This is a genomic window from Musicola keenii (assembly GCF_014855505.1).
Classification (GTDB): Bacteria; Pseudomonadota; Gammaproteobacteria; order Enterobacterales; family Enterobacteriaceae; genus Musicola; species Musicola paradisiaca.
On sequence record NZ_JAAWVW010000004.1, the window covers coordinates 153,992 to 178,521 of the forward strand.

Here is a 24,530-nt window from a genome sequence, read left to right on the forward strand (position 1 = left end):
GAGACATTACCATGAGTTATCTTCGCTCTTCGCTGGTCATGCTGTTGCTCATGACACTGATAACCGGGGTGGCTTACCCACTGTTGATCACCGGCCTTGGCCAGTGGTTGTTTCCGGCGCAAGCCAACGGTTCTTTGTTGTATCGGCAGGATAAGGTCGTCGGTTCCGCACTGATCGGCCAGTCTTTCAGCCGCGATGACTACTTCCAGGGACGTCCGTCCGCGACCCAGGACAGCGCCTATAACCCGCAGGCGTCCGGCGGCAGCAATCTGGCGACCAGCAACCCGGCGCTGGATCAGGTCATCGGCCAGAACGTCAAAAACTGGCGTCAACGCCAGAACAATGACGCCCCGGTGCCGGTGGATTTGGCCACGGCTTCCGCCAGCGGCCTCGACCCGCATATCTCGCCGCAAGCGGCGCAATATCAGGCAGAACGCATCGCTAAGGCACGTGGTCTATCGACAACCGTGGTCGAACAATTAATCACTCGCGCTACCCAAACACCGATGCCGGCCTTTATCGGCGCGCCGGTGGTGAATGTAGTAGAGTTGAATTTGGCGCTGGACCAGATCAAAGCGCAGCCCTGAGATAAGGAACCGCCATGACCGAAGAGGAACAACATCGCCCTGATCCGGACACGTTGCTTAGCCAGATTGACGAACAACCGCGCGGGAAACTGAAGATTTTTTTTGGCGCCTGTGCGGGCGTGGGCAAAACCTACGCCATGCTGCAGGAGGCTCAGCGGCTAAAATCCCAGGGGCTGGATGTGCTGGTCGGCGTGGTGGAAACGCATGGCCGCAGCGAAACCGCCGCATTGCTGGATGGCCTGCCGCAGTTGCCGATGAAGCGTATTGGCCATCACGGCCGTCATCACCACGAATTCGATCTGGACGCCGCGTTAGCCCGTAGCCCGGCACTGATCCTGATTGACGAACTGGCGCACAGTAACTTACGCAGTTCTCGCCACCCCAAACGCTGGCAAGATGTGCAGGAATTGCTGGATGCAGGTATTGATGTGTTCACCACCGTCAACGTTCAGCATCTGGAAAGCCTGAATGATATCGTCGGCGGCATTACCGGCATCCGGGTACGGGAAACCGTACCCGACCCTATTTTTGACGAGGCCACCGAAGTGGTGCTGGTCGACCTACCGCCGGATGATTTACGCCAGCGATTAAACGAGGGGAAAGTTTATCTGCCGGTTCAGGCGGAACGCGCCATCGAAAATTTCTTTCGCCGGGGCAATCTGATCGCTTTGCGTGAACTGGCGCTGCGCCGCACGGCAGACCGGGTAGACGATCAGATGCGCGCCAGCCAAGGCAAGGAGCGTGTCTGGCATACGCGCGACGCCATACTGCTGTGCATCGGCCAAGGGCAAGGCAATGAAAAATTGGTGCGTACCGCGGCCCGGCTGGCAGCCCGATTGGGTAGCGTCTGGCACGCGGTCTACGTGGAAACCCCCGGTTTGCACCGTCTGCCGGAACCACAGCGCCGCTCCATCCTGCGGGCGCTGAAACTGGCGCAGGATCTGGGCGCGGAAACCGCCACGCTGTCCGATCCGGATGCGGAGCGCGCCGTGCTGCGTTACGCCCGCGAACACAATCTCGGCAAAATCGTGATTGGCCGCCACAGCGAGACAGGGTTCGGCTGGCGCCGGAAACGCTTTGCCGACAAGCTGGGCCGGCTGGGGCCGGATCTCGATTTAGTGGTGGTCTCGACACAGAATGAACGGCCGCTGTCTGCCATCAAAGCCACCGACACCCGTAGCATGGTGGACAAATGGCGGTTGCAGTTTTATGGCTGCGGTGTCGCGATCGGTTTGTGTACCCTGATCACTTTGCTGGCGCTGTGGTCGCCCTTCGCGATGCTGGAGCCCGTCAATCTGGTGATGCTCTATCTGTTGGCGGTGGTGGTGGTATCGCTGTTCTATGGTCGTTGGCCGTCGGTATTGTCGGCGGTGCTCAATGTCGCCAGCTTTGATCTGTTCTTCGTCGCGCCCAAAGGCACCTTTGCCGTCGCCGACGCCCAATATCTGGTGACATTCGCGGTGATGCTCAGCGTCGGCATTCTCGTGGGCAATCTCACGGCAGGCGTGCGCTATCAGGCCCGCGTCGCCCGTTACCGCGAACAGCGCGTCCGCCATCTGTACGAGATGTCCAAAGCGCTGAACCGCAGCCTATCCGTGCAGGATATCGCCAAAGCCAGCCACCATTTTCTGCGCACCACCTTTCAGGCGCGCATCGCCATTCTGCTTGCTGATCGCGCATCGCCGGATGATGAACTGCACCCCATGGCACTGGACGAACCGGATCGCTTAAGCGTTGACCCTGCCATTGCCCGCTGGAGTTACGACCATGCCACACCGGCGGGGGCCGGCACCTCAACGCTACCCGGCGTTCCCTACCAGTTGCTGCCACTGGTCACGGCGCAGCAGGCATTTGGCGTTATCGCCATCGAACCCGGTAATGCCCGCCAGTTGATGATCCCGGAACAGCAGCGCATGCTGGAAACCTTCACGGTATTGATCACCAATGCGCTGGAACGTCTTTATCTGGTGAAAAGTACCGAAAATGCCCGGCTGGACGCCGAACGGGAACAGTTGCGCAACTCACTGCTGGCCGCGTTGTCCCACGATTTGCGAACACCGCTGACAGTGCTGTTCGGGCAGGCGGAAATACTCACGCTCAATCTGGCATCGGCGGGCTCTCCCTATGCGCCGCACGCAAATCAACTCCGTCAGCAAATTATCAACACCACACGTTTGGTGAATAATCTGCTGGATATGGCGCGCATCCAATCCGACGGTTTCCATCTGCGCAAAGAGTGGCAAACGCTAGAGGAATTAACCGGAAGCGCGCTGCGACAGTTGGAAAATTCGTGGGCAAACCATACCATTCAGCTACAGTTGCCGCAGGAGATGACGCTGGTGTACTGCGACGCCAGCCTGATCGAGCGTGTGCTGATCAACTTGCTGGAAAATGCGATCAAATATGCCGGCGAACAAGCGATCATCACACTGTCGGCCCAGGCGGTATCGTCATCCATTGACGGCGAACAACTGGAAGTACAGGTGCAGGATAATGGCCCCGGCATTCCGGCCGGGCAGGAAAAGGCCATCTTCGACAAGTTCGCCCGCGGGCAAAAAGAGTCGTCGATACCGGGCGTGGGGTTGGGGCTCGCCATCTGCCGGGCGATTGTCGAAATCCACGGCGGCCGCATATGGGCCAATAACGTCAACACGACAAATTCTGCCGACACCGGCGGTGCGGTATTCCACTTTACCCTGCCGCTCAACACGCCGCCTGATATCGAACCCGAGGATGGGGAGACATAAACCGTTGCAGACCAACATACTGATCGTGGAAGACGAGAGAGAGATCCGCCGCTTTTTGCGCAACGCGCTGGAAAGCGAGGGTTGCCGTGTTTTCGATGCCGAAACCCTGCAACGCGGCCTGATTGAGGCGGCGACCCGCAAACCCGACCTGATTATTCTCGATCTGGGCCTGCCGGACGGCGACGGTATCGACTATATCCGCGATCTGCGCCAGTGGAGCGCCATTCCAATTATCGTGCTCTCCGCACGCACCGATGAACAGGACAAGATCGACGCGCTGGACGCCGGCGCCGAAGATTACCTGACCAAACCCTTTGGCATTGGCGAGTTGCTAGCCCGCGTGCGGGTCGCGCTGCGTCGCTCCAGCGCTACGCCGCAGTCTTCGCCACTGATTGCTTTTTCCGATGTCACCGTCGATCTGGTCAATCGCCAGGTCAGCCGCGCCGATGAGGAGATCCATCTCACCCCCATCGAGTTCCGACTGCTGGCCACCCTGCTTGCCAATCCCGGCAAAGTGCTGACCCAGCGCCAGTTGCTCAATCAGGTATGGGGGCCGAATGCAGTGGAGCACAGCCACTACCTACGTATTTATATGGGCCATCTGCGCCAGAAACTGGAACAAGACCCAGCGCGTCCCCGTCACTTTATTACCGAAATTGCCATCGGCTACCGCTTTATGCCTTAGCCCCGATAGCCGTTGGCGCCGTCAGGCGGTCATCAAACGATCCCGTAATACTTGATAGTTCGCGATCATGCGTAGCACATTTTCGCGCTGCTCATCGGTTTCCTGATACGAGTAACTGTTAATTGTCGATTCCAGTTCGCCATCTACCAGCGCTTTATAGTCCAGTTTGGTGCCATCCACATAAACCCGGCCGGGAGAACCATCCGAATTGAGCGTTACCGACGCAGCCTGTACCGACATCCACATGCTCAGCATCATCATACCCACATCATCGGAGCTCATATCTTTCGTGCTCTCTTCCCAGGCATCTTTAAACGATTGCGGCGCATCCCTGGGGGGAAAAACCATCATGGGAAACTCATGGCCGACGTTCGTATACCCATCTCTGTCGATATCCTGCGACTGGTTCATCGATACCAACAGGTTAAATGCCTGTTCAGTGCTCATCTCATCAGGATGCAATGCCGTGAGCCCCATGTGGGTATGTTGCAACGCGCTCAGTTCTTTTTCACTGAGACTTTGCACAAAGGATTGGGGATCGCTATACCCGCCTTCTTCCTGCGCCCTTTTCACGACGCTAAGAAAGGTTTCGCGAGAATCGGCAATAAGCTGCAGCCGCTCCTGAGGCAAACCGGCCGCTTCCCGCTCGGCAAGCCATTCATCGAAGCTGTTCTGTATCGACTCAAACGACAGATCATTGCCTGAACCCGCAATATCTTCCGCCGTTCGCCCTTTCGCCGTTCCCTGATTTAATGCTTCCGCTTTGCTATTGAGCATCTGCGCAAAAGTCGCCTCTCGGCTTTGATTACTCACCGTAGAAATCACACTCTGGCTATACGCCGTCGATGTAATTCTCATCAATATTCTCCTTATTCCTCAGAGGGCTGACGGGTAACGATTCGTCTTTACAGACAGATGAGGCATAGACAGTAGCCTCATAACCGAGACGACTGTCGAAAATCCCAAACAGGACAGGCCGCAACCATCAACGACATAAATTGAAAAGATTTATCCCATAAACTTATCTTTTTGAGTCAGTAAACGTAACTAGACGTAAGTATAGCGATGAGCGACGTCATACCCGGTATTAATGCAGACCACAGCCGTTTTTTTGCCGGCTGGTGCCTGACGCCGCATCGGCGTAGCATTTGCGAACAGATATCATTTTCTCAGGGAGATTCATGTGAGTAGCTGGTTGTTCTATGCGCTGCTTTCCGCGCTGTGCGCCGCGCTGGTGGCGCTGTTTGGCAAAATAGGCCTGCAACAATTGGACGCCAACACCGCCACCGCCGTTCGTGCCGTGATCATGGCGTTGTTTCTGGTCGGTGTGGTGGTGGCCCAGGGTAAGCTGTCGCTGGTCAGCGATGTGCTGACCAATCACCAGGCTATGTTGTTTATCGTTCTGAGCGGTGTGGCCGGCGCGTTGTCCTGGTTGTTCTATTTTATGGCGTTGAAAAACGGCAATGTGGCGCAGGTTGCCCCTATCGATAAGCTCAGCGTGGTGTTCGCCGTGATCCTGGCCGTCATTTTGTTGGGAGAAAAGGTGTCGCTATTAGCGGGCGTGGGTGTTGCGTTAATCTCGGCGGGCGCGCTGTTGGTTGCGCTCGGCTGACGCGAGATGGACTGACGAACCGGCGAATCCGTCACATCCGGCAGCGGGCGCTGCCGATACAGCGCCCGACTATCATCAAGCAGGCATTACTTCGCGTTGCTCAGCACGGCGCTGACAATTTCCACCGCTTCTTTTTCGATCCGTTCGCGATGCTCGGCGCCCAAGAAACTTTCGCAGTAGATTTTATACGCCTCTTCCGTGCCGGACGGACGCGCGGCAAACCAGCCGTTTTCCGTCATCACTTTTAGCCCGCCGATAGACGCGCCATTACCCGGCGCCGCCGTCAAACGTGCAGTGATCGGATCGCCAGCCAGCGTGCTGGCCGCTACCTGTTCAGGCGACAATTTGGACAACGCCGCTTTCTGGGCATGCGTCGCCGACGCTTGCAGGCGGTTGTAACTCGGCGCGCCAAAACGTGCGGCCAGCGCATCGTAGTGCTGTTGCGGGTTCTTACCAGTCACGGCGGTGATTTCGGCAGCCAGCAGACACAGAATGATACCGTCCTTATCGGTCGACCACGGTTTCCCGTCGAAACGCAGGAACGACGCCCCGGCACTCTCTTCACCGCCGAAACCCAGGCTCCCATCAAACAGACCATCGACAAACCACTTAAAGCCAACCGGCACTTCCACCAGCTTGCGCCCCAGATCCGCCACCACGCGATCGATCATGGCGCTCGACACCAGTGTTTTCCCGACGGCGACACCACGGCCCCACTGCGGACGGTGACGGAACAGATAATCAATGGCCACAGCCAGATAATGGTTTGGATTCATCAACCCGGCTGGAGTGACGATGCCGTGGCGGTCATAATCCGGATCGTTGGCGAACGCCAAATCAAACTTGTCACGCAGCGACAGCAAGCCCACCATCGCCGAAACGGAAGAGCAATCCATGCGAATCACGCCGTCGTGATCCAGCGTCATGAAACGGAACGTCTGATCCACCGCGTCGTTGACCAGCGTCAGATCCAGTTTGTAATGTTCAGCGATGCGCTGCCAGTAGGCGATACCCGAACCACCCAGCGGGTCGACGCCCAATTTCAAACCGGCGCGCTGGATTGCCGCCATGTCCACCACCGACATCAACCCTTCGACATAGGGCTGAACCAGATCCTGCTCGTGCAGATACCCGCTCTGGCGAGCTTTATCCAGTGTCAGACGCTTCACTTCGCGTAGATTATCCGCCAGTAGCGCATTGGCGCGTTTTTCGATAACGCTGGTCAGATTGGTATCCGCCGGGCCGCCATTGGTTGGGTTATATTTGATGCCGCCGTCTTCCGGCGGGTTGTGGGACGGCGTGATCACAATACCGTCCGCCAGAGCACCGCCGTTACGGTTATGCACCAGAATGGCATTGGACACCGCAGGCGTCGGCGTAAAGCCATTGTCCTGCTGAATCACCACATCCACACCGTTCGCCGTCAGCACTTCCAACACTGAAATGAACGCCGGCTCAGACAACGCATGGGTATCTTTACCGACATAGCAAGGGCCGGTAACGCCCTGACGGCTCCGCTCTTCAGCAATGGCTTGAGCAATGGCGAGAATGTGCGCCTCATTGAAACTGTGGCGGCTTGCGCTGCCGCGATGACCGGAGGTACCGAATTTCACCGCATGCGCCGGATTGGAAATCTCCGGGCGCAACACATAATACTGGGACGTCAACTGTGCGACATTAATCAGGTCGCTCTGTCGGGCTGGCTGGCCAGCGCGTGGATGATTTGCCATGGCGTATTTTCCTGACGCAGTGATTTAAATGGTGCCGCAAACTTTTTCTATCAGTTCCGGTGGAAACTGCATGGCCAGCATGATGTGCTCAATCATGCTTCGCTTGCGACCGGTATTGGTATTGGTAATCACCCAGTATGGCGTGCCCTGAATATGTTTGGGCTTGGTGTGATTGCCGTGCAGCATTAACGTTTGCTCATCCCCGGCGAAATAGACGCGGGTGCGGCCATGCAATGACTCGGTAGCGGCGGCGAATTCCTGAGAAGACAGGCTATACAAGGTGGACAGCACCAGCATAAAACGATTGATCGCCTTATTCTGTTCAGCGTATTCATCAGAAAGCAGCAACTCACGCAAGGTTCTAACCTTGTCTCGCGTGCCTTGCAACGCCGCAGGCTGAGCGTCTTCCACCGCAGGGGTTATCGTTTCAGCAGCCACAAGCGTCTCATTGAATTTCAGCATCCGACGCAAAATATCCGATGCGCTTTCGCCAATGTGTTGGGTATGGCTGGCGATATAACGATAAAGCTCTTCGTCGACCTCAATAGTTTTCATCTTTATCCAGTGCTGTTTCTTAATCTTTAATCATTAGGGATTATACAAATTAAGCGTTACCGACCAACGGCGAACAGCCTCATCGGTATCACATTCAGGAAAATCCTCAGGCCGCTCGCCGATTAATCTGACCTCGACTGGCTTTCCCTTTCGCCATCACCGAACGGCCTCTGACTGTGCCTCACCCGCAGCCCTCATGGGCACTGCGGATTTATACTGCGGCAGGATCGCTGAGTAAAGTCATGATACCCTAACCCTCTGTCTCTCTGAATGAACTTCACCATGAAATTGAATTATCGCTGGCAAAACGCACAACAACCGCAGAATCGTCTTCCCGTCATTCTCATTCATGGGCTGTTTGGCACCCTCGACAATCTGGGCGTACTGGCCCGCGATCTGCAACAGCGTCACGATACCGTGCAAATCGATCTGCGTAACCACGGGCTATCGCCGCGTGCGCCGGAAATGAATTATTCCGTTATGGCTCAGGATATACGCCAGTTGATTGACGAACTGGGATTCGAGCGCGTCATTCTGATCGGCCACTCGATGGGAGGCAAAGCCTCCATGGCGTTGAGTGCGCAACTCCCCGAGCGTATCGACCGTATCGTCGCCATTGATATCGCACCGGTGGATTATCAGGTGCGCCGTCACGACAAGGTTTTCGCCGCTATCCGCGCCGTGACCGAGGCCGGCGTAATGCGACGCAGCGAAGCCGCCGATCGGATGCGCCCTTACTTGCCGGGTGAAGAAGGCGTTGTCCAGTTTCTGCTGAAGTCGTTCCAGCAAGGTGAATGGCGCTTTAACGTTCCCGTGCTCTGGGATCAATACGAAAATATCGTCGGCTGGCAGGAAATCCCTGCCTGGCATGGCCCGATACTGTTCATCCGTGGCGGCAATTCGCCTTACCTGGATGATCGTTACCGCGAAGCGCTGTTGCGTCAATTTCCGCAGGCGAAAGCACACGTCGTCAATGGGGCGGGACATTGGGTGCATGCAGAAAAACCCGATGCGGTGCTAAGGGTGGTAAACCGTTTTCTTAATGACGATTAATCGTGCCGCGCGCGCCGCTCAATGCGGTACAAACCGTTGTCGCAGCGGCGGTGGCTGGGGTATTATGGCGCGCGCAGAAAAAGGAACGGCTCACTGGCCTTGCATCGTTAACCACATTTCATCAAAACACCGCCGCCCGCAATGACGAAGCTGCGTTGTGTTTTGGCCGAATTTCTTGCAGTACCATGACTTATGGCAAAAGAACAAACGGATCGCACCACGCTTGATCTGTTCGCGGATGAGCGTCGCCCGGGCCGCCCCAAAACTAATCCGCTTTCCCGTGATGAACAGTTGCGAATCAACAAACGCAACCAACTTCGGCGTGATCGGGTTCGCGGTTTGCGGCGTATAGAATTGAAGATAAACCACGAAGCCGTGGAAATTCTGAATGCGTTGGCTGAGGAAAAAAACATCAGCCGCAGCGAATTGATCGAGCAAATGTTGCTGGCCCAGTTGGCCGGAGAGAAAACCTGACGTCTTTGTGGGCGTCATCCATGACGCCGGTTTCAATCACTCAGAACGTTTCCCAGTTATCACTTCCCTTACTGCTTTTCCCACTCGCAGGTAATGCTTTGGCTGCAGGCGTCGGGATCGTTTTCGGCTCCATGCGAGGGCGAGACGGTTGAGCAGAGACAGATTGGTGTTCCGATAACCGGAATACGGACACCGCTTCTGTCAGGATGGCGGCCTGTTCTTCCAGAGAACGAGTCGCTGCAGACGCTTCCTGAACCAGCGAAGCATTCTGTTGAGTAACACCGTCCATCTCCGTAATCGCCAGCCCTGCCTGTGCGATCCCCTTGCTTTGTTCGGAAGACGCGACAGCGATCTCGGACATGATATCCGTCACATTGGTGACAGCAGTCACGATCTCGCTCATGGTATTGCCGGCGTCGGCAACCAAGGCTGATCCTGAATCTACACAACGGACAGATTCGGCGATCAACCCCTCTATTTCTTTCGCCGCCTGAGCGCTGCGCTGCGCCAGGCTTCTTACCTCGCCCGCCACCACGGCAAAACCACGCCCTTGCTCACCCGCACGCGCAGCTTCCACCGCCGCATTCAGCGCCAAGATATTGGTCTGAAATGCAATTCCGTTGATCACACTCGTGATTTCGGCGATTTTCTTCGAGCTGCCGGAAATATCGGCCATGGTTTTCACGACATTGTCGACCAGCTTCCCGCCTTTGCTGGCAGTCTGCGACGCCTGATTAGCCAGTTGGCTGGCATGGCTGGCGTTTTCCGCATTCTGTTTCACGGTTGACGTAAGCTCTTCCATGCTAGCAGCGCTTTCCTCAAGCGCTGCTGCCTGCGATTCCGTTCGCGCAGCCAGATCGTTGTTACCAGACGCAATTTCAGACACACCCTGATAAATGGTATCCGCGCTGGAGCGAATGGTGCTGACCGTATTGGCCAGGCTGGACTGCATATCTCTCAACAACGGAAACAGCCTGCCCACACAGTTGTTGCCGAAATCTATAATCGGTTTGCCCAACCTGCCAGACGCAATCACCTGGAAATGATCACGCAGATCATTCAGAGGACGTACCAGATAGGCAACCAGATAGCGATCCGTCATGAACAGCATCAACAGGCCGCCAGCCAACCCGGCCAGCAGAATGTTTTGTCCATACCAGGTTATTTTTTCAAGGCGTTTTCCAGCATCCACGAACATTTCGGAACCGGCCTTGTTGAAATTGGTAAAAGAGACATTGAATTGACGGCTGAAAACCGGCACGACATCTTTGGCGAATTTGTCATACTCGGCGAGATTATTTTCCACCGCCCGCTGATACATGGGTTCGACCCCTTGAGTAATCAGGTTTTCCCAATCCCGGATAACCGCATCCACCAACGGCTGCGATAAACCGGCATGGTCGATCTTTTTGAATGCCTCAAGGTTGGATTTCAGTAAATCTAGTGCAGCCAGAGATGACTTCTGCTGTTCGTCGGCTTTTTGGTTATCACCACTCTTACGGTAGTCCACACCGCGCGCTAACCGGGTCACCATTCGAAAATACTGATCATTCCCCGTATTGACCAAATCCATATTGTTAACCAGCAATGAACTGGTTTTTGACGTCTCGTTCATGGTACGAAACGAGTACATAGTATAAACCGACACCGCAACCCATAGCGCACAAAAGGTACCCAGTACCCACATCATTGCAGTGCGAATAGCAATATTTTTCAGGAATTGCATAGATAGACTCCAGCCTGAATGATTACACAAGGTAAGATTTGTTGTGAGGTATTCAATAAATAAAGACTATGATTGCGCAAAAAACATTGCTGTGATTTACATTTCACGAAGAAACTTGTTCCATTCATCGAGCAAATCACAGGAACATTTAGCGCGTTAACGCCTTTAAAAAGCTAAAAATCATGATGCCTTTTAGCAATCCGTCTATTTTCCAATGAGATATCACAGACCTGTATTTTTAAAAAACTAAAAAAAATTAAGTAATGAAATTCGCACTGACATTTACTTATCCCGCCGAACGGCATAGAGATTCGAGTTTCTCCACTATAAACTGTCTGCTATCATTACCGGATCGCTGGTGAGACATACACCATATCCTTAGAAATTAAGAGGTTATCCAATCCATGGCTCTCATAGGCATTTTCTTTGGCAGTGACACAGGCAACACTGAAAATATAGCCAAAGCAATCCAACAGCATCTTGGAACAGAAGTTGCTGAAATTCATGACATTGCTAAAAGCAGTAAAGAAGATCTTGAGCGTTTTGACATCCTGTTGCTGGGTATCCCGACTTGGTACTACGGTGAAGCGCAGTGCGACTGGGATGATTTTTTCCCTACGCTGGAAGAGATCGATTTCGCCGGCAAGCTGGTAGCAATTTTCGGCTGTGGAGACCAAGAAGACTACGCCGAGTATTTCTGTGATGCCATGGGGACTATCCGTGACATTATTGAGCCGCGCGGCGCCACCATCGTCGGAAACTGGCCGACGGAAGGTTACTATTTTGAAGCGTCGAAAGGCCTGGTGGATGACAAGCATTTTATCGGGCTCGCCATAGATGAAGACCGTCAGCCGGAATTGACGACAGAGCGGGTCGCTGCCTGGGTAAAACAGATCAGCGAAGAGATGAATCTCAAAACATTACTCTCCTAACACACAATGGCCCTGCCAAGCTCAGGGCCATCTCTTATCAAGAGATAAAACCTATCATATAGATAAATTCGATTTTTTAATTTTCTGCTATAACAGAGTATAATATTTTCCGGTTTGCTTGCCGCATCGCAATATTGCTCTCGTCAACGGGGCATAGATCGTAGATCTGTGTAGTAGGCGGGAATAGTATGGTAAAGGTTCGGCTGTTTTAATTTCGACAGTGCAGTCCTATAATTGAGGGCAGCAGCCTTTTTTAAGCCGACCGATGAGACCAGGCTATTAGCCTGACTGACAAAAAGTAGAGCAACAGGACAATATCCGCATGACTGACAATAATACCGCATTAAAGAAGGCCGGCCTGAAAGTCACACTTCCTCGATTAAAAATACTGGAAGTGCTTCAGGCTCCTGAGTGCCATCACGTCAGCGCGGAAGATCTCTATAAAAAGCTGATCGATATGGGCGAAGAAATCGGTCTGGCGACGGTCTATCGCGTACTGAACCAGTTTGATGACGCCGGCATTGTCACCCGACATAATTTTGAAGGTGGTAAATCGGTTTTTGAACTGACCCAGCAGCACCATCATGATCACCTTATCTGTCTGGATTGCGGTCGTGTTATCGAATTCAGCGACGAATCCATCGAGGCGCGTCAGCGCGAGATCTCTGAAAAACACGGCATTAAGCTGACCAACCATAGTTTATATCTTTATGGTCACTGTACTGACGGCAACTGCCGTGAAGATGATAGCCTACATGAAGAGCGCTAATGTCTTCTTATCCGAGTGTTAAAAAACCGCAAAAAGCGGTTTTTTTACGCACCGAAGACGCGACGCAAGCATAGCGAATCCGTCGCCTGATTCCTGCCTTGCAACACATCCGGCTAAAAAAAACCGCCACTCGGCGGTTTTTTTGTCATGCAAGGTGTAAATAGTATTAACCCACCCAGCTGTCTCTCAGACCAACAGTACGATTGAACACCAGATGTTCAACGCTGGAGTATACCGGGTCAGCACAAAAATACCCTTCACGTTCAAACTGATAGGCTTTTTCTGCCTGAGCCTGGCTCAAGCTCGCCTCAACAACCCCCAGCACGATCCTCAGAGAATCCGGGTTGATCGTGGAGAGAAAATCATCCGCCGCACCGGGATTCGGTACGCTGAACAGACGATCATACAAGCGGAATTCCGCAGGCAGTGCATGAGCAGCAGAGACCCAATGAATCACCCCTTTTACCTTGCGACCGTCCGCCGGATCCTTGCTCAAGGTATCCGCATCGTAACTGCAGTAAATCGTGGTAATGGCGCCCTGTTCATCCTTATCGATACGTTCGGCTTTAATAACGTAAGCGTTACGCAGACGTACCTCTTTGCCCAACACCAGACGCTTGTATTGTTTATTGGCTTCTTCACGAAAATCGGCCCGATCGATGTAGATTTCGCGGCTAAAAGCCACCTGCCGGGTTCCCATCTCCGGTTTATTTGGATGGTTCGGCATTTCAACCCACTCTTCGTGGTTCTCTGACAGGTTTTCAATAACAACGCGCACCGGATCCAGCACCGCCATTGCACGCGGTGCATTTTCATTCAGGTCATCACGAATACAGGATTCCAGCGCGGCCATCTCCACCGTGTTATCTTGTTTGGTGACACCGATACGACGACAAAATTCACGAATAGACGCAGCGGTATAACCACGACGGCGCAGACCGGAGATCGTCGGCATACGAGGATCGCTCCAGCCCTCTACATGCTTGTCCGTCACTAACAGATTCAGCTTACGTTTAGACATCACCGTGTATTCGAGATTGAGTCGAGAAAACTCATACTGCCGCGGATGGCAGGCAATGCTGATGTTATCCAGCACCCAGTCATAAAGGCGGCGGTTATCCTGGAACTCAAGGGTACACAGCGAGTGGGTGATACCTTCCAGCGCATCGGAAATGCAGTGGGTAAAATCATACATCGGGTAGATGCACCACTTGTTGCCAGTCTGATGATGCTCGGCAAATTTGATGCGATATAACACGGGGTCTCGCATCACAATAAAGGGCGAGGCCATATCGATTTTCGCACGCAGGCAAGCACTACCTTCGGTGAATTCCCCATTGCGCATTTTTTCAAACAGCGCGAGGTTCTCTTCCACGGTGCGATCGCGGTAAGGGCTGTTTTTCCCCGGCGCGGTCAGTGTGCCGCGATACTCGCGAATCTGTTCCGGCGTCAACTCATCAACATACGCCAGACCCTTGTTGATCAGCTCAACCGCATACAAATACAGCTGATCGAAATAATCAGAGGAATAGCGGATATCACCGCTCCAGGAAAAACCGAGCCATTGCACGTCATGCTTAATCGACTCAACGTACTCGATATCTTCCTTCGCCGGATTGGTATCGTCGAAACGCAGGTTACATTTGCCCTCGTAATCAACGGCGATACCAAAATTCAGACAGATGGATTTGGCATGGCCAATGTGCAAATAGCCGTTCGGCTCCGGCGGAAACCGCGTCTGAATACTGCGATGCTTACCAGAAGCCAAATCTTCATCAATAATCTGGCGAATAAAATTGGTTGGGCGGGCTTCAGCCTCACTCATGCTTGGTTCCTCAATGCGAAAAACAACTCATAACCGCTAATGATCCAACAAGCTAAGCAGGGAAACAACTGTTTGTTGAATGAAAGTTTAAGATAAAAAACGGAGAACTGCTTTCGCATATTCTCCGTTTTCGTCGCGGACAGCCAATAACGATGCGAAGTTTATTCTTCCGCTACCTGCCGCAAAGCCATAGCGATACTTTCAGCCTGTGTCCCCACAACAATCTGCACGTTCTGTTTGTTAAGACGTATCACACCGGCCGCCCCTAGCTGTTTGGCCGCGGATTCATCCACCAGCGACGAGTCTTTCACCGTCAGCCGTAACCGGGTAATGCAAGCGTCGATCGCTGTCAAATTGTCCTTACCGCCCAAAACCTGCAGATAGGCACGCGCCACAGACTTGTCATCCCCGACATCCACTCGAGCAGCAGGTGCATCGGTCGTAGCAGCCTCGCGGCCTGGCGTCATCAGATTGAAACGAACAATCGTGAAGCGAAACACGACATAATAAATCGCAAAAAATACGATGCCTTGCAGCAACAACATGTACCACTGCGTCGCCAGCGGGTTACGAGAAGAAAGCACCATATCCACCAGACCGGCGCTGAAACCAAACCCGGCAATCCAGTGCATACTGGCGGCGATGAAAACGGAAATTCCGGTCAGCAGCGCATGCAACACATACAACACCGGCGCAACGAACATAAAGGAGAATTCCAGCGGTTCGGTGATACCGGTAAAGAACGCAGCAAATGCTGCCGCCACCATGATACCGGCGACACGGCTGCGGTTTTCCGGACGCGCACAGTGATAAATGGCCAGCGCCGCGCCGGGCAAACCGAACATCATGATCGGGAAGAAACCGGCTTGATAGCGCCCAGTGATTCCCGGAATTGCTTTACCGGCATCAATCGCCTGCTGCCCGCTCAGGAAATTAGGAATATCGTTGATACCCGCAACATCGAACCAGAACACCGAGTTAAGCGCATGATGCAACCCAACCGGAATCAGCAAACGGTTAAAAAACGCATAGACACCGGCGCCCACCGCCCCGAGTTGCTGGATATGTTCGCCAAAAGCGACCAACGCGCCGTAAATCACCGGCCAAACGTACATCAACACGAATGCAGCCACGATCATCAACAACGATGTCAAAATCGGAACCAACCGGCGCCCACTGAAGAAAGACAGCGCCTTAGGCAATTCGACATTACTGAAGCGATTATAGAGTTCGGCGGAAATCACCCCGACCAAAATCCCCACGAACTGGTTTTCAATTTTTGAAAACGCAGCAGGCACCTGTGCCAGCGGAATATGCTGGATCATCGATACGGCTGCCGGTGAGCACAACGTCGTCACCACCAGGTATCCAACGAATCCGGACAACGCCGCAGCCCCATCCTTATCCTTCGACATGCCGTAAGCGACGCCGACAGCGAACAGCACAGCCATATGTTCAATGATCGCAGCGCCGGATTTGATCAGCAACGCCGCCAACGCGCTTTCGCTCCCCCAGCCAACCGGGTCAATCCAGTATCCCACCCCCATCAGGATGGCGGCGGCGGGCAATGTGGCGACCGGAACCATCAGCGCCCGGCCTACCTTTTGTAAATAACTGAGTATACTCACCTTCCCTCTCCCCTTTCAGACCAACAGGTTATTTTACTGGTGCAACCATCTTCACTTATCGCCAGTCTTCTAGACCGGATACAACGTGTCAACAAAATAATTCGTCACGAAAATTAATAGCATGGATTATGTGATAAAAATCACCAAAAACGCACATATTAAAAGTTTATGGCGCACCATTATCACGACTTATTTCAAGATAAAAAAAAACGCGCTACACTGAGCCCAGATTTGAAAACATTCAATACGACTTTACCGCTCACCAGGCAACCCCATCGACGAGGAGTACAGCAATGAGATTGATTCCGTTAACCCACGCCGAACAGGTCGGAAAATGGGCCGCCCACTACATTGCACAACGCATCAACGCATTCAAGCCTACGGCGGAATGCCCTTTCATTCTGGGGCTGCCAACCGGCAGTTCGCCGCTGGAAGCGTACAAAGCCCTGATCGAGTTATATAAAGCGGGCAAAGTCAGTTTCAAACATGTCGTCACTTTCAATATGGATGAATATGTCGGGCTGCCCGCCGATCATCCGGAAAGTTACCGTTCCTTCATGTACAACAATTTTTTCAATCATATTGATATTCAAGACGAAAATATCAATCTGCTGAATGGTAACGCAGCAGACATCACCGCTGAATGTCAGCAATATGAAGAAAAAATCAGGTGTTACGGTAAAATCCACTTATTCATGGGCGGTGTTGGCAATGACGGGCATATCGCGTTCAACGAACCGGCGTCATCACTGGTTTCCCGTACCCGGATCAAAACCCTGACGGAAGAAACCCGCATCGCCAATTCCCGCTTCTTCGGCGGCGATGTTAATCAGGTGCCCAAATATGCGCTGACGGTAGGAGTGGGGACCTTGCTGGATGCGGAAGAAGTCATGATTTTGGTGACGGGGCGACACAAAGCGCTGGCATTACAAGCCGCCGTGGAGGGCAACGTCAACCATCTGTGGACCATCAGCTGTCTGCAGTTACATGCCCGTTCGCTGATTGTCTGCGACGAACCGTCTACCATGGAACTGAAAGTGAAAACGGTAAAATATTTCCGCGAACTGGAAACTGAAAATATTAAAAACCTGTAATCAGTGAGTCGGGAGATTAAGGAGATTACGATGTACGCTTTAATCAACGGTCGTATTTTTACCGGCCATCAGGTATTGGACGCACATGCGGTTATCATTGCCGATGGTGCAATTCATCAGGTCTGCCCGGTGCAGGATGTACCACCAGATCTAAACAAACGCGACCTGGCGGGCGCCCTGCTGGCACCCGGTTTTATCGATCTGCAGTTGAATGGCTGCGGCGGCGTTCAATTCAACGATTCGATGGAGACCATTTCCGTCAAAACGCTGGAAATCATGCAGCGAGCAAATGAAAAATCCGGCTGCACCAGTTTTCTGCCGACCTTGATCACCTCGTCCGACGCCTTTATGAAACACAGTGTGGAAGTGATGCGTGCCTGGCTGGCGCAGCATCGCAACCAAGCGCTGGGGTTACATCTTGAGGGGCCCTGGCTGAATCCGGTGAAAAGAGGTACGCACGACGCAAGTTTTATTCGCCAGCCGGATAACGAGCTGGTGGATTATCTGTGCGATAACGCCGATGTCATCAGCAAAATCACGCTGGCGCCGGAATGTGTGCCTACCGCCGTCATCAGAAAATTGATACGGGCGGGAATTGTGGTTTCCGCCGGCCATTCCAACGCCACTTGGGCAGAAGCGAAACAAGGCTTTGCCGCCGGTATCCGATTTGCCACCCATCTGTTTAACGCCATGCCTCATATAACAGGGCGTGAGCCAGGGCTGGTCGGCGCCATCTACGATGCCCCCGAAGTTTACTGCGGCATCATCGCCGACGGCTATCACGTCAACTGGGCGTCGATCCGCAACACGAAGCGCATCAAAGGCGACAAGCTGGTGTTGGTCACTGATGCCACTGCGCCGGCTGGCGCCAACATTGATCGGTTCATTTTTGCCGGTAAACCCATATACTACCGCGATGGTATCTGCGTGGACGAACACGGCACTCTTAGCGGTTCCGCACTCACCATGATAGACGCCGTACACAATTGTGTTGAACATGCGGGTATTGCTTTGGATGAAGCATTAAGAATGGCGACGCTGTATCCGGCGAGAGCCATCGGGGAAGACCACCGACTGGGCAGCATTGAAGCCGGCAAGGTGGCAAACCTGACCGTCTTTACCCGCGATTTCCAGATCCTCAATACCTTCGTCAACGGTGAAGATGTATTGAATACCGACGAGTAGCGTTTTCATGACCACAGGCGGACAGGCACAGATAGGCAACATTGATCTTGTCAAACAGCTCAACAGCGCGGTGGTATACCGCCTGATTGATCAACAAGGCCCGATTTCACGCATACAAATCGCCGAGCAAAGCCAGTTAGCCCCCGCTAGTGTCACCAAAATCACCCGCCAGTTGTTGGAGCGCGGGTTGATCAAAGAAGTAGATCAACAAGCCTCTACCGGAGGCCGGCGCGCCATCTCCATCATTTCCGAAACACGCCCCTTTCACACCATTGCCGTCCGGCTCGGACGGCACGATGCCACCATCGCCTTGTATGATCTTCAGGGAAAACGGTTGGAGGAATCGCACTACGATCTGCCGGAAACGACCCAAGATACGCTGGAAACCGCGCTATTCAACGCCATCCGGCAATTTACCGACGCTCACCAGCGCCGTATCAGAGAGCTGATCGCCATCTCGGTGGTGCTGCCCGGCCTGGTTGATCCTAACGCCGGCGTTGTACGCTACATGCCGCATATTCCCGTCGATAACTGGCCGCTGGTGGAACGCCTGCAAAATCAGTTCAACGTTTACAGTTTCGTCGGTCATGACATCCGCAGCCTGGCGCTGGCCGAACATTATTTCGGCGCGACCCGAGATTGTCAGGACTCCATACTAGTACGAGTCCATCGCGGCGTCGGCGCGGGTGTTCTGGTCAACGGAGGAATTTTTCTTGGCAGTAATGGTAACGTGGGGGAAATCGGCCATATTCAGATAGACCCACTGGGCGACCGCTGCCATTGCGGTAACTTCGGCTGTCTCGAAACGGTGGTATCAAATGGTGCGATTGAAAACCGGGTGCAGCACCTGCTGCAGCAAGGATTCCCCAGTAAACTGACGGCCGACAACGCCCATATCGACGCGATTTGCAAAGCGGCCAACCGGGGTGATGAGCTGGCGCGTGAAGTCATTGAACTGGCAGGTCTGAATCTGGGCAAAGCGTTGTCTATGGCGATCAACCTGTTCAATCCACAGCGGGTAGTCATCGCCGGCGAAATCATCGAGGCGGAAAAGTTGTTGTTGCCCGCCATCCAACGTTGCATCAACACGCAAGTGCTCAGGGATTTCCGCAACAACTTGCCGGTGGTGGTATCACAACTCCACCATCTGTCGGCCATCGGAGCATTTGCACTGGTCAAACGCGCGATGCTGAATGGCGTGTTGTTGCAACGTCTGCTTGAAAATCAGTAAGTTCAAAACTTCGCCATAAGACCGGATTATGGGATCGCCAAAAATCCGGTCTTCCCCTCTCATTGTTTTATACAAACACCAATAAACCACCTCATTAATTCAATATTCATCATCACAATGGCTTTTTTCATTAAATGATATTGAATTACTACGGCCTTTTGATGCTAAATCAATGTCACTGACACGGCGGATATCATCCATGATGGCGTCCATGGCAAGGAAACCTGATGATGACCGTTGCATCCATTTGACTGTATTTCACCGTCGCAAGTGAACGAGGGAGCCTCTTTATATGTGTTCTATTTTTGGTGTGCTTGATCTGAAAACCGATCCGGTTGAATTGCGCAAGAAAGCGCTGGAATTGTCCCGTCTGATGCGCCATCGCGGCCCGGACTGGTCTGGTATTTATGCCAGCGACAACGCTATTCTGGCTCATGAACGCCTTTCCATCGTGGACGTCAACACCGGCGCCCAACCGCTCTACAACCTGGCGCACACCCACATTCTGGCCGTTAACGGTGAAATCTATAACCACCAGGCGCTGCGTCAGCAATACGGCGACCGCTACGAATTTCAGACAGGCTCGGACTGCGAAGTGATCCTGGCGCTGTATCAGGAAAAAGGCCCGGAGTTTCTGGATGAACTGCGCGGAATGTTCGCATTCGCCTTGTATGATAGCGAAAAAGACGCCTATCTGATCGGTCGTGACCATCTGGGCATCATCCCGCTGTATATGGGATACGATGAACATGGCAACTTCTATGTGGCGTCGGAAATGAAAGCGCTGGTGCCGGTATGCCGTACCATTAAAGAATTTCCGGCGGGCAGCTATCTGTGGAGCAAAGATGGCGAAATTCGCGAATATTACCGTCGCGACTGGTTTGACTACGATAACGTTAAAGACAACGTGACCGACGCCGACGCACTGCGCGAAGCCCTGGAAGAATCCGTCAAAAGCCACCTGATGTCCGACGTACCTTACGGTGTACTGTTGTCCGGCGGCTTGGATTCCTCCGTCATTTCCGCCATCACCAAGAAATTCGCCGCCCGCCGCGTGGAAGATGACGAGCGCAGCGAAGCCTGGTGGCCGCAATTACACTCCTTCGCCGTCGGTCTGAAAGGCGCGCCGGATCTCAAAGCCGCCAAGGAAGTCGCCGACCATCTGGGCACGGTGCATCATGAAATCAACTTCACCGTACAAGAAGGTCTGGATGCTATCCGCGATGTGATTTATCACATCGAGACTTATGACGTCACCACCATCCGCGCCTCCACGCCGATGTACCTGATGTCGCGGAAAATCAAAGCAATGGGTATCAAAATGGTGCTTTCCGGCGAAGGCTCCGATGAAGTATTCGGCGGCTACCTCTACTTCCACAAAGCGCCCAACGCCAAAGAACTTCATGAGGAAACAGTACGCAAACTGCTGGCACTGCATCAGTATGACTGCGCGCGCGCCAACAAGGCGATGTCGGCTTGGGGCGTGGAAGCTCGCGTGCCGTTCCTGGACAAAAAGTTCCTGGATGTTGCCATGCGCATCAACCCCAAAGACAAAATGTGCGGCAATGGCAAGATGGAAAAACATATCCTGCGCGAATGTTTTGAGTCTTATCTGCCTCACAGCGTGGCATGGCGTCAAAAAGAACAATTTTCAGACGGTGTGGGTTACAGCTGGATCGACTCGCTGAAGGAAGTTGCCGCTAAACAGGTTTCCGATCAGCAAATGGAAACGGCGCATTTCCGCTTCCCCTACAACACGCCGACCTCTAAGGAAGCGTACTTGTACCGTGAAATCTTTGAAGAACTGTTTCCGGTACCCAGTGCCGCGGAATGCGTGCCCGGTGGCCCGTCTGTCGCCTGCTCTTCCGCCAAGGCTATCGAGTGGGATGAATCCTTCAAAAAGATGGACGATCCCTCTGGTCGCGCAGTGGGTGTTCACCAGTCCGCCTATCAGTAACGTATCAGCGTCTCACTGACAGAAAAACGGGTCGACAACGGCCCGTTTTTCTTATGTAACATCGTAAAAAGACGGCTTTTTGTCGCTTTTCTCACCAGACTGTTCATAAGCCAGACAAACAGCGCGCCAAGGCCCGTTTTCGAGAAAAAATGTGTTGACGCCAAAAGGCCAACTCAGCATAATGCGCCCCGCAACGCCGATGAAGGTGACGCGGAAAAGATGGCTACGTAGCTCAGCTGGTTAGAGCACAGCACTCATAATGCTGGGGTCACAGGTTCGATTCCCGTCGTAGCCACCATCTTTTCTTGCGGGAGTGGCGAAATTGGTAGACGCACCAGATTTAGGTTCTGGCGCCGCAAGGTGTGCGAGTTCAAGTCTCGCCTCCCGCACCATTATCCTCACCGGCGTGGGAAGATTTTATTGGGGTATCGCCAAGCGGTAAGGCAGCGGGTTTTGATCCCGCCATACCCAGGTTCGAATCCTGGTACCCCAGCCATAAATTAAGTCAGACACATCTAGCATGTGCACCCAGTTGGGGTATCGCCAAGCGGTAAGGCAGCGGATTCTGATTCCGCCATCCCGAGGTTCGAATCCTCGTACCCCAGCCAACTATTTCATCGTGAAGAGCCACTCTTCCGATAAAAGAACAAATGGCTACGTAGCTCAGCTGGTTAGAGCACAGCACTCATAATGCTGGGGTCACAGGTTCGATTCCCGTCGTAGCCACCATTTAAAATTGGGGTATCGCCAAGCGGTAAGGCAGCGGATTCTGATTCCGCCATCCCGAGGTTCGAATCCTCGTACCCCAGCCATATGAAAGCCCGCTATCGCGGGCTTTTTTCTTTTTACTGCTATAAAAATCAAATCGCATTGACTCACACCAGCGTTTTATCCTGATAATTTATTGCTGACCTGTTTTAAACGTTCCGTTATTCTCAATGCAACGGCTATTTTACCAGACGCCAGATAGCCAGCAGTCTACGCCTACGGCAAATTCAGTGCGCCACCGATTTGGAAAACACATTAATCACTACAACGCCGGCAATAATCAACAACATGCCGAGAATGGCGGGCCAATCCAAGCGCTGACCGTAAATCCCCCAGCTGACTCCAGTGATCAGCACAATGCCGGCGCCAGACCAAATCGCATAAATCACTCCAGTAGGGAGAATACGCATGGTGATCGTTAGGCTATAAAACGCCACGATATAGAACACAACAGTAATAAAACTGGGTAACGGGCGGGTAAAACTGTCGGATAATTTCAGCGCCGTAGTGGCAATGACTTCTGAAACGATAGCCAAACATAGAAATAAATACGTCATCAAACTTATTACTCCTGTTTCACAATCTGATGATGTCATGGACGCCCTGGCGGGCGAGCATGACAAAATACTGCCCGCCTTGCGTGCCAGAACGCCGAGTACGCCTGGCAACACTACAATCCCAATGCATAACGCAGCGCTTGTTGTTTCAGTTTCCCGGCACGTTGCGCCGCCATCAACGCCATATTACGGGCGAAAACCAACGGCGGGATCCGGTTGCTGAACGCGCCGTAAAACAGATCCATTCCGCTTTGCATCAGCAGATTGTCCCCTTTGCGCCGTTGCTGATAGCGCAAAAGAACCGATTCCGAATACCACGCCTCCCCTCGCTCCCGCGCCTCGACCACAACATCCAGCAATACTTCCGCATCCCGGTACCCCAGATTCACCCCCTGCCCCGCCAAGGGATTAATGGTATGCGCCGCATCGCCCACCAGTGCCAGTCCGGGTTGTACATAGCACTGGGCATGGCGGCGAACTAAAGGAAATGAACCGGCGGCTACCGCTTCGACCTCCCCCAAACGGGAAGGAAACGTATCCGCGATGGCCTTGTTCAACTGCGCCAGCGACATGGATTGGAGCTGGCGAATACGCTGCGGACTGTCATACCACACTAGCGAACACCAACCATCAAACAACGGCAAAAAAGCACGCGGCCCCGAGGGCGTAAACTGCTGCCAGGTAACATCCTGTTGGGTACCGTTCATCCTGGCGCTAATCAGCATGCAGGATTGCCGGTATTGCCAGCCGGTAATACCGATCCCGGCCCACTGCCGGATGTGGGAGTTAGCGCCATCAGCACCAATAATCAATGCAGCCTCAATCGTTTCGCCATTCCTGGCGGACAGATGCCAGCAGCCATCGGCATAACGCATACCATCCGGTTGCCACGGGCATAACAGCTTAACGCCCGCCGTCTCCTGTAATGCCTGCCACAGGGCCAGTTGCAGCACCCGGTTTTCCACCATGAATCCCAGTTCGGAAAGGCCGATATCGCCGGCGTCGAACCGAACCTGCGCGTTGTCCCATTCCCAGGTTTCCAGACGCCGATATGGCGCACTGCGCATCCGTTCCACGCGCGGCCAGACCCCCAACCGTTGCAATAGCGCTACCGACGCGCAGCCAATGGCCGACACACGAATATCCGGTACTTGTTGCGGTTCAAACGGCAACGGACTTTCTTGCTCGACGACGGCGACCTGAAAACCGTTCTGCGCCAGTCCCAACGCCACGGCGGCGCCTACCATACCTCCACCGACAATCACTGCATCATAGTGCATAAGAGCCCCATTACTTCTCTGTCCTTTCCGCCCGCCCGGCAGAAAAATTAGGGGAAACAGTCTACTGGATTTCGATGCGCTTTTTTCAGAAAAGCATCGCTTTTCACATACTGGTCACAACGCCGGCAAAGGATT

General features: G+C 53.4%; 20 protein-coding genes and 6 tRNA genes. 18 read left to right on the forward strand and 8 right to left on the reverse strand.

The annotated features are described in order from the left end of the window. Positions 1–11: 11 nt before the first annotated feature. The 3 genes from kdpC to kdpE are packed head-to-tail and all read left to right on the forward strand — an operon-like array spanning position 12 to position 4,019. Entirely contained in the window at positions 12–587 is a 576-nt protein-coding gene (gene kdpC / locus HEP82_RS05815) for a potassium-transporting ATPase subunit KdpC (protein ID WP_192457224.1), read from the forward strand. A 14-nt stretch (positions 588–601) separates the two neighbouring features. Beyond that, positions 602–3,334, forward strand: a complete 2,733-nt coding sequence (kdpD, locus tag HEP82_RS05820; protein WP_192457225.1) for a two-component system sensor histidine kinase KdpD — start codon at positions 602–604, stop codon at positions 3,332–3,334. Then, positions 3,321–4,019 (forward strand): two-component system response regulator KdpE, encoded by a 699-nt coding sequence (kdpE, locus tag HEP82_RS05825; protein WP_192457226.1) that lies wholly within the window; start codon positions 3,321–3,323, stop codon positions 4,017–4,019. The genes kdpD and kdpE overlap by 14 nt, the downstream gene beginning before the upstream one ends. A 21-nt stretch (positions 4,020–4,040) precedes the next feature. On the opposite strand, the gene HEP82_RS05830 is transcribed toward kdpE, so the two are convergent. Continuing rightward, on the reverse strand, positions 4,041–4,877 hold the full coding sequence (locus HEP82_RS05830) for a hypothetical protein (RefSeq protein ID WP_192457227.1): 837 nt from the start codon (positions 4,875–4,877) through the stop codon (positions 4,041–4,043). Positions 4,878–5,202: 325 nt separating this feature from the next. Here HEP82_RS05830 and HEP82_RS05835 point away from each other — a divergent pair, with 325 nt between their 5' ends. Further along, complete coding sequence (locus HEP82_RS05835; RefSeq protein ID WP_012764746.1) at positions 5,203–5,631, forward strand: EamA family transporter; 429 nt, start codon at positions 5,203–5,205, stop codon at positions 5,629–5,631. 86 nt (positions 5,632–5,717) lie between these two features. Here HEP82_RS05835 and pgm read toward each other — a convergent pair whose 3' ends face one another. After that, positions 5,718–7,361 carry a phosphoglucomutase (alpha-D-glucose-1,6-bisphosphate-dependent) gene (gene pgm, locus HEP82_RS05840; protein WP_192457228.1) on the reverse strand — a complete coding sequence of 548 codons (1,644 nt, stop codon included), beginning with the start codon at positions 7,359–7,361 and terminating at the stop codon, positions 5,718–5,720. Between the two features lie 24 nt (positions 7,362–7,385). Next, on the reverse strand, positions 7,386–7,916 hold the full coding sequence (gene seqA, locus HEP82_RS05845) for a replication initiation negative regulator SeqA (protein WP_192457229.1): 531 nt from the start codon (positions 7,914–7,916) through the stop codon (positions 7,386–7,388). A gap of 282 nt (positions 7,917–8,198) precedes the next feature. On the opposite strand from seqA, the gene ybfF reads away from it, so the two are divergent. Continuing rightward, positions 8,199–8,969: an esterase gene (gene ybfF / locus HEP82_RS05850; protein ID WP_192457230.1), complete on the forward strand. Its 771-nt coding sequence runs from the start codon at positions 8,199–8,201 to the stop codon at positions 8,967–8,969. A gap of 192 nt (positions 8,970–9,161) precedes the next feature. After that, the gene (gene ybfE, locus HEP82_RS05855; protein ID WP_012764742.1) at positions 9,162–9,443 is read left to right on the forward strand and encodes a LexA regulated protein; all 282 of its coding nucleotides are present in this window, start codon (positions 9,162–9,164) and stop codon (positions 9,441–9,443) included. Positions 9,444–9,483: 40 nt separating this feature from the next. On the opposite strand, the gene HEP82_RS05860 is transcribed toward ybfE, so the two are convergent. Continuing rightward, positions 9,484–11,169, reverse strand: a complete 1,686-nt coding sequence (locus tag HEP82_RS05860; RefSeq protein ID WP_192457231.1) for a methyl-accepting chemotaxis protein — start codon at positions 11,167–11,169, stop codon at positions 9,484–9,486. Between the two features lie 404 nt (positions 11,170–11,573). On the opposite strand from HEP82_RS05860, the gene fldA reads away from it, so the two are divergent. Beyond that, entirely contained in the window at positions 11,574–12,101 is a 528-nt protein-coding gene (fldA, locus tag HEP82_RS05865; protein WP_012764740.1) for a flavodoxin FldA, read from the forward strand. 322 nt (positions 12,102–12,423) lie between these two features. Beyond that, positions 12,424–12,870, forward strand: coding sequence for a ferric iron uptake transcriptional regulator (fur, locus tag HEP82_RS05870; RefSeq protein WP_192457232.1), 447 nt, complete (start codon positions 12,424–12,426; stop codon positions 12,868–12,870). Positions 12,871–13,036: 166 nt separating this feature from the next. On the opposite strand, the gene glnS is transcribed toward fur, so the two are convergent. Continuing rightward, positions 13,037–14,695 carry a glutamine--tRNA ligase gene (glnS, locus tag HEP82_RS05875; protein WP_192457233.1) on the reverse strand — a complete coding sequence of 553 codons (1,659 nt, stop codon included), beginning with the start codon at positions 14,693–14,695 and terminating at the stop codon, positions 13,037–13,039. Between the two features lie 161 nt (positions 14,696–14,856). Next, a complete protein-coding gene (gene nagE, locus HEP82_RS05880) occupies positions 14,857–16,323 on the reverse strand; it encodes an N-acetylglucosamine-specific PTS transporter subunit IIBC (protein ID WP_192457234.1) in 1,467 nt (488 codons plus the stop codon). 293 nt (positions 16,324–16,616) lie between these two features. On the opposite strand from nagE, the gene nagB reads away from it, so the two are divergent. The 10 genes from nagB to HEP82_RS05930 all read left to right on the forward strand — a co-directional run bounded on the left by nagB (position 16,617) and on the right by HEP82_RS05930 (position 22,602). Further along, positions 16,617–17,417 (forward strand): glucosamine-6-phosphate deaminase, encoded by an 801-nt coding sequence (gene nagB, locus HEP82_RS05885; protein ID WP_192457235.1) that lies wholly within the window; start codon positions 16,617–16,619, stop codon positions 17,415–17,417. A 30-nt stretch (positions 17,418–17,447) separates the two neighbouring features. Continuing rightward, complete coding sequence (nagA, locus tag HEP82_RS05890) at positions 17,448–18,602, forward strand: N-acetylglucosamine-6-phosphate deacetylase (protein WP_192457236.1); 1,155 nt, start codon at positions 17,448–17,450, stop codon at positions 18,600–18,602. A gap of 7 nt (positions 18,603–18,609) precedes the next feature. Next, entirely contained in the window at positions 18,610–19,833 is a 1,224-nt protein-coding gene (gene nagC / locus HEP82_RS05895) for a DNA-binding transcriptional regulator NagC (protein WP_192457237.1), read from the forward strand. A 292-nt stretch (positions 19,834–20,125) separates the two neighbouring features. Further along, complete coding sequence (asnB, locus tag HEP82_RS05900; RefSeq protein ID WP_012764733.1) at positions 20,126–21,790, forward strand: asparagine synthase B; 1,665 nt, start codon at positions 20,126–20,128, stop codon at positions 21,788–21,790. Between the two features lie 221 nt (positions 21,791–22,011). Next, positions 22,012–22,088, forward strand: a tRNA-Met gene (locus HEP82_RS05905). A 9-nt stretch (positions 22,089–22,097) separates the two neighbouring features. After that, a tRNA-Leu gene (locus HEP82_RS05910) sits at positions 22,098–22,182 on the forward strand. Positions 22,183–22,211: 29 nt separating this feature from the next. Then, a tRNA-Gln gene (locus HEP82_RS05915) sits at positions 22,212–22,286 on the forward strand. A gap of 37 nt (positions 22,287–22,323) precedes the next feature. Continuing rightward, positions 22,324–22,398: transfer RNA gene (locus HEP82_RS05920), tRNA-Gln, on the forward strand. A 44-nt stretch (positions 22,399–22,442) separates the two neighbouring features. Further along, positions 22,443–22,519 (forward strand) — tRNA-Met (locus HEP82_RS05925). Positions 22,520–22,527: 8 nt separating this feature from the next. After that, a tRNA-Gln gene (locus HEP82_RS05930) sits at positions 22,528–22,602 on the forward strand. A 183-nt stretch (positions 22,603–22,785) separates the two neighbouring features. Here the strand turns inward: HEP82_RS05930 and HEP82_RS05935 are convergent. Together HEP82_RS05935 and ubiF are read right to left on the reverse strand one after the other, a co-directional pair. Then, positions 22,786–23,115 carry an SMR family transporter gene (locus HEP82_RS05935; protein WP_225622344.1) on the reverse strand — a complete coding sequence of 110 codons (330 nt, stop codon included), beginning with the start codon at positions 23,113–23,115 and terminating at the stop codon, positions 22,786–22,788. Between the two features lie 113 nt (positions 23,116–23,228). Continuing rightward, entirely contained in the window at positions 23,229–24,395 is a 1,167-nt protein-coding gene (gene ubiF, locus HEP82_RS05940) for a 3-demethoxyubiquinol 3-hydroxylase (protein ID WP_192457239.1), read from the reverse strand. Between the last annotated feature and the right edge of the window lie 135 nt (positions 24,396–24,530).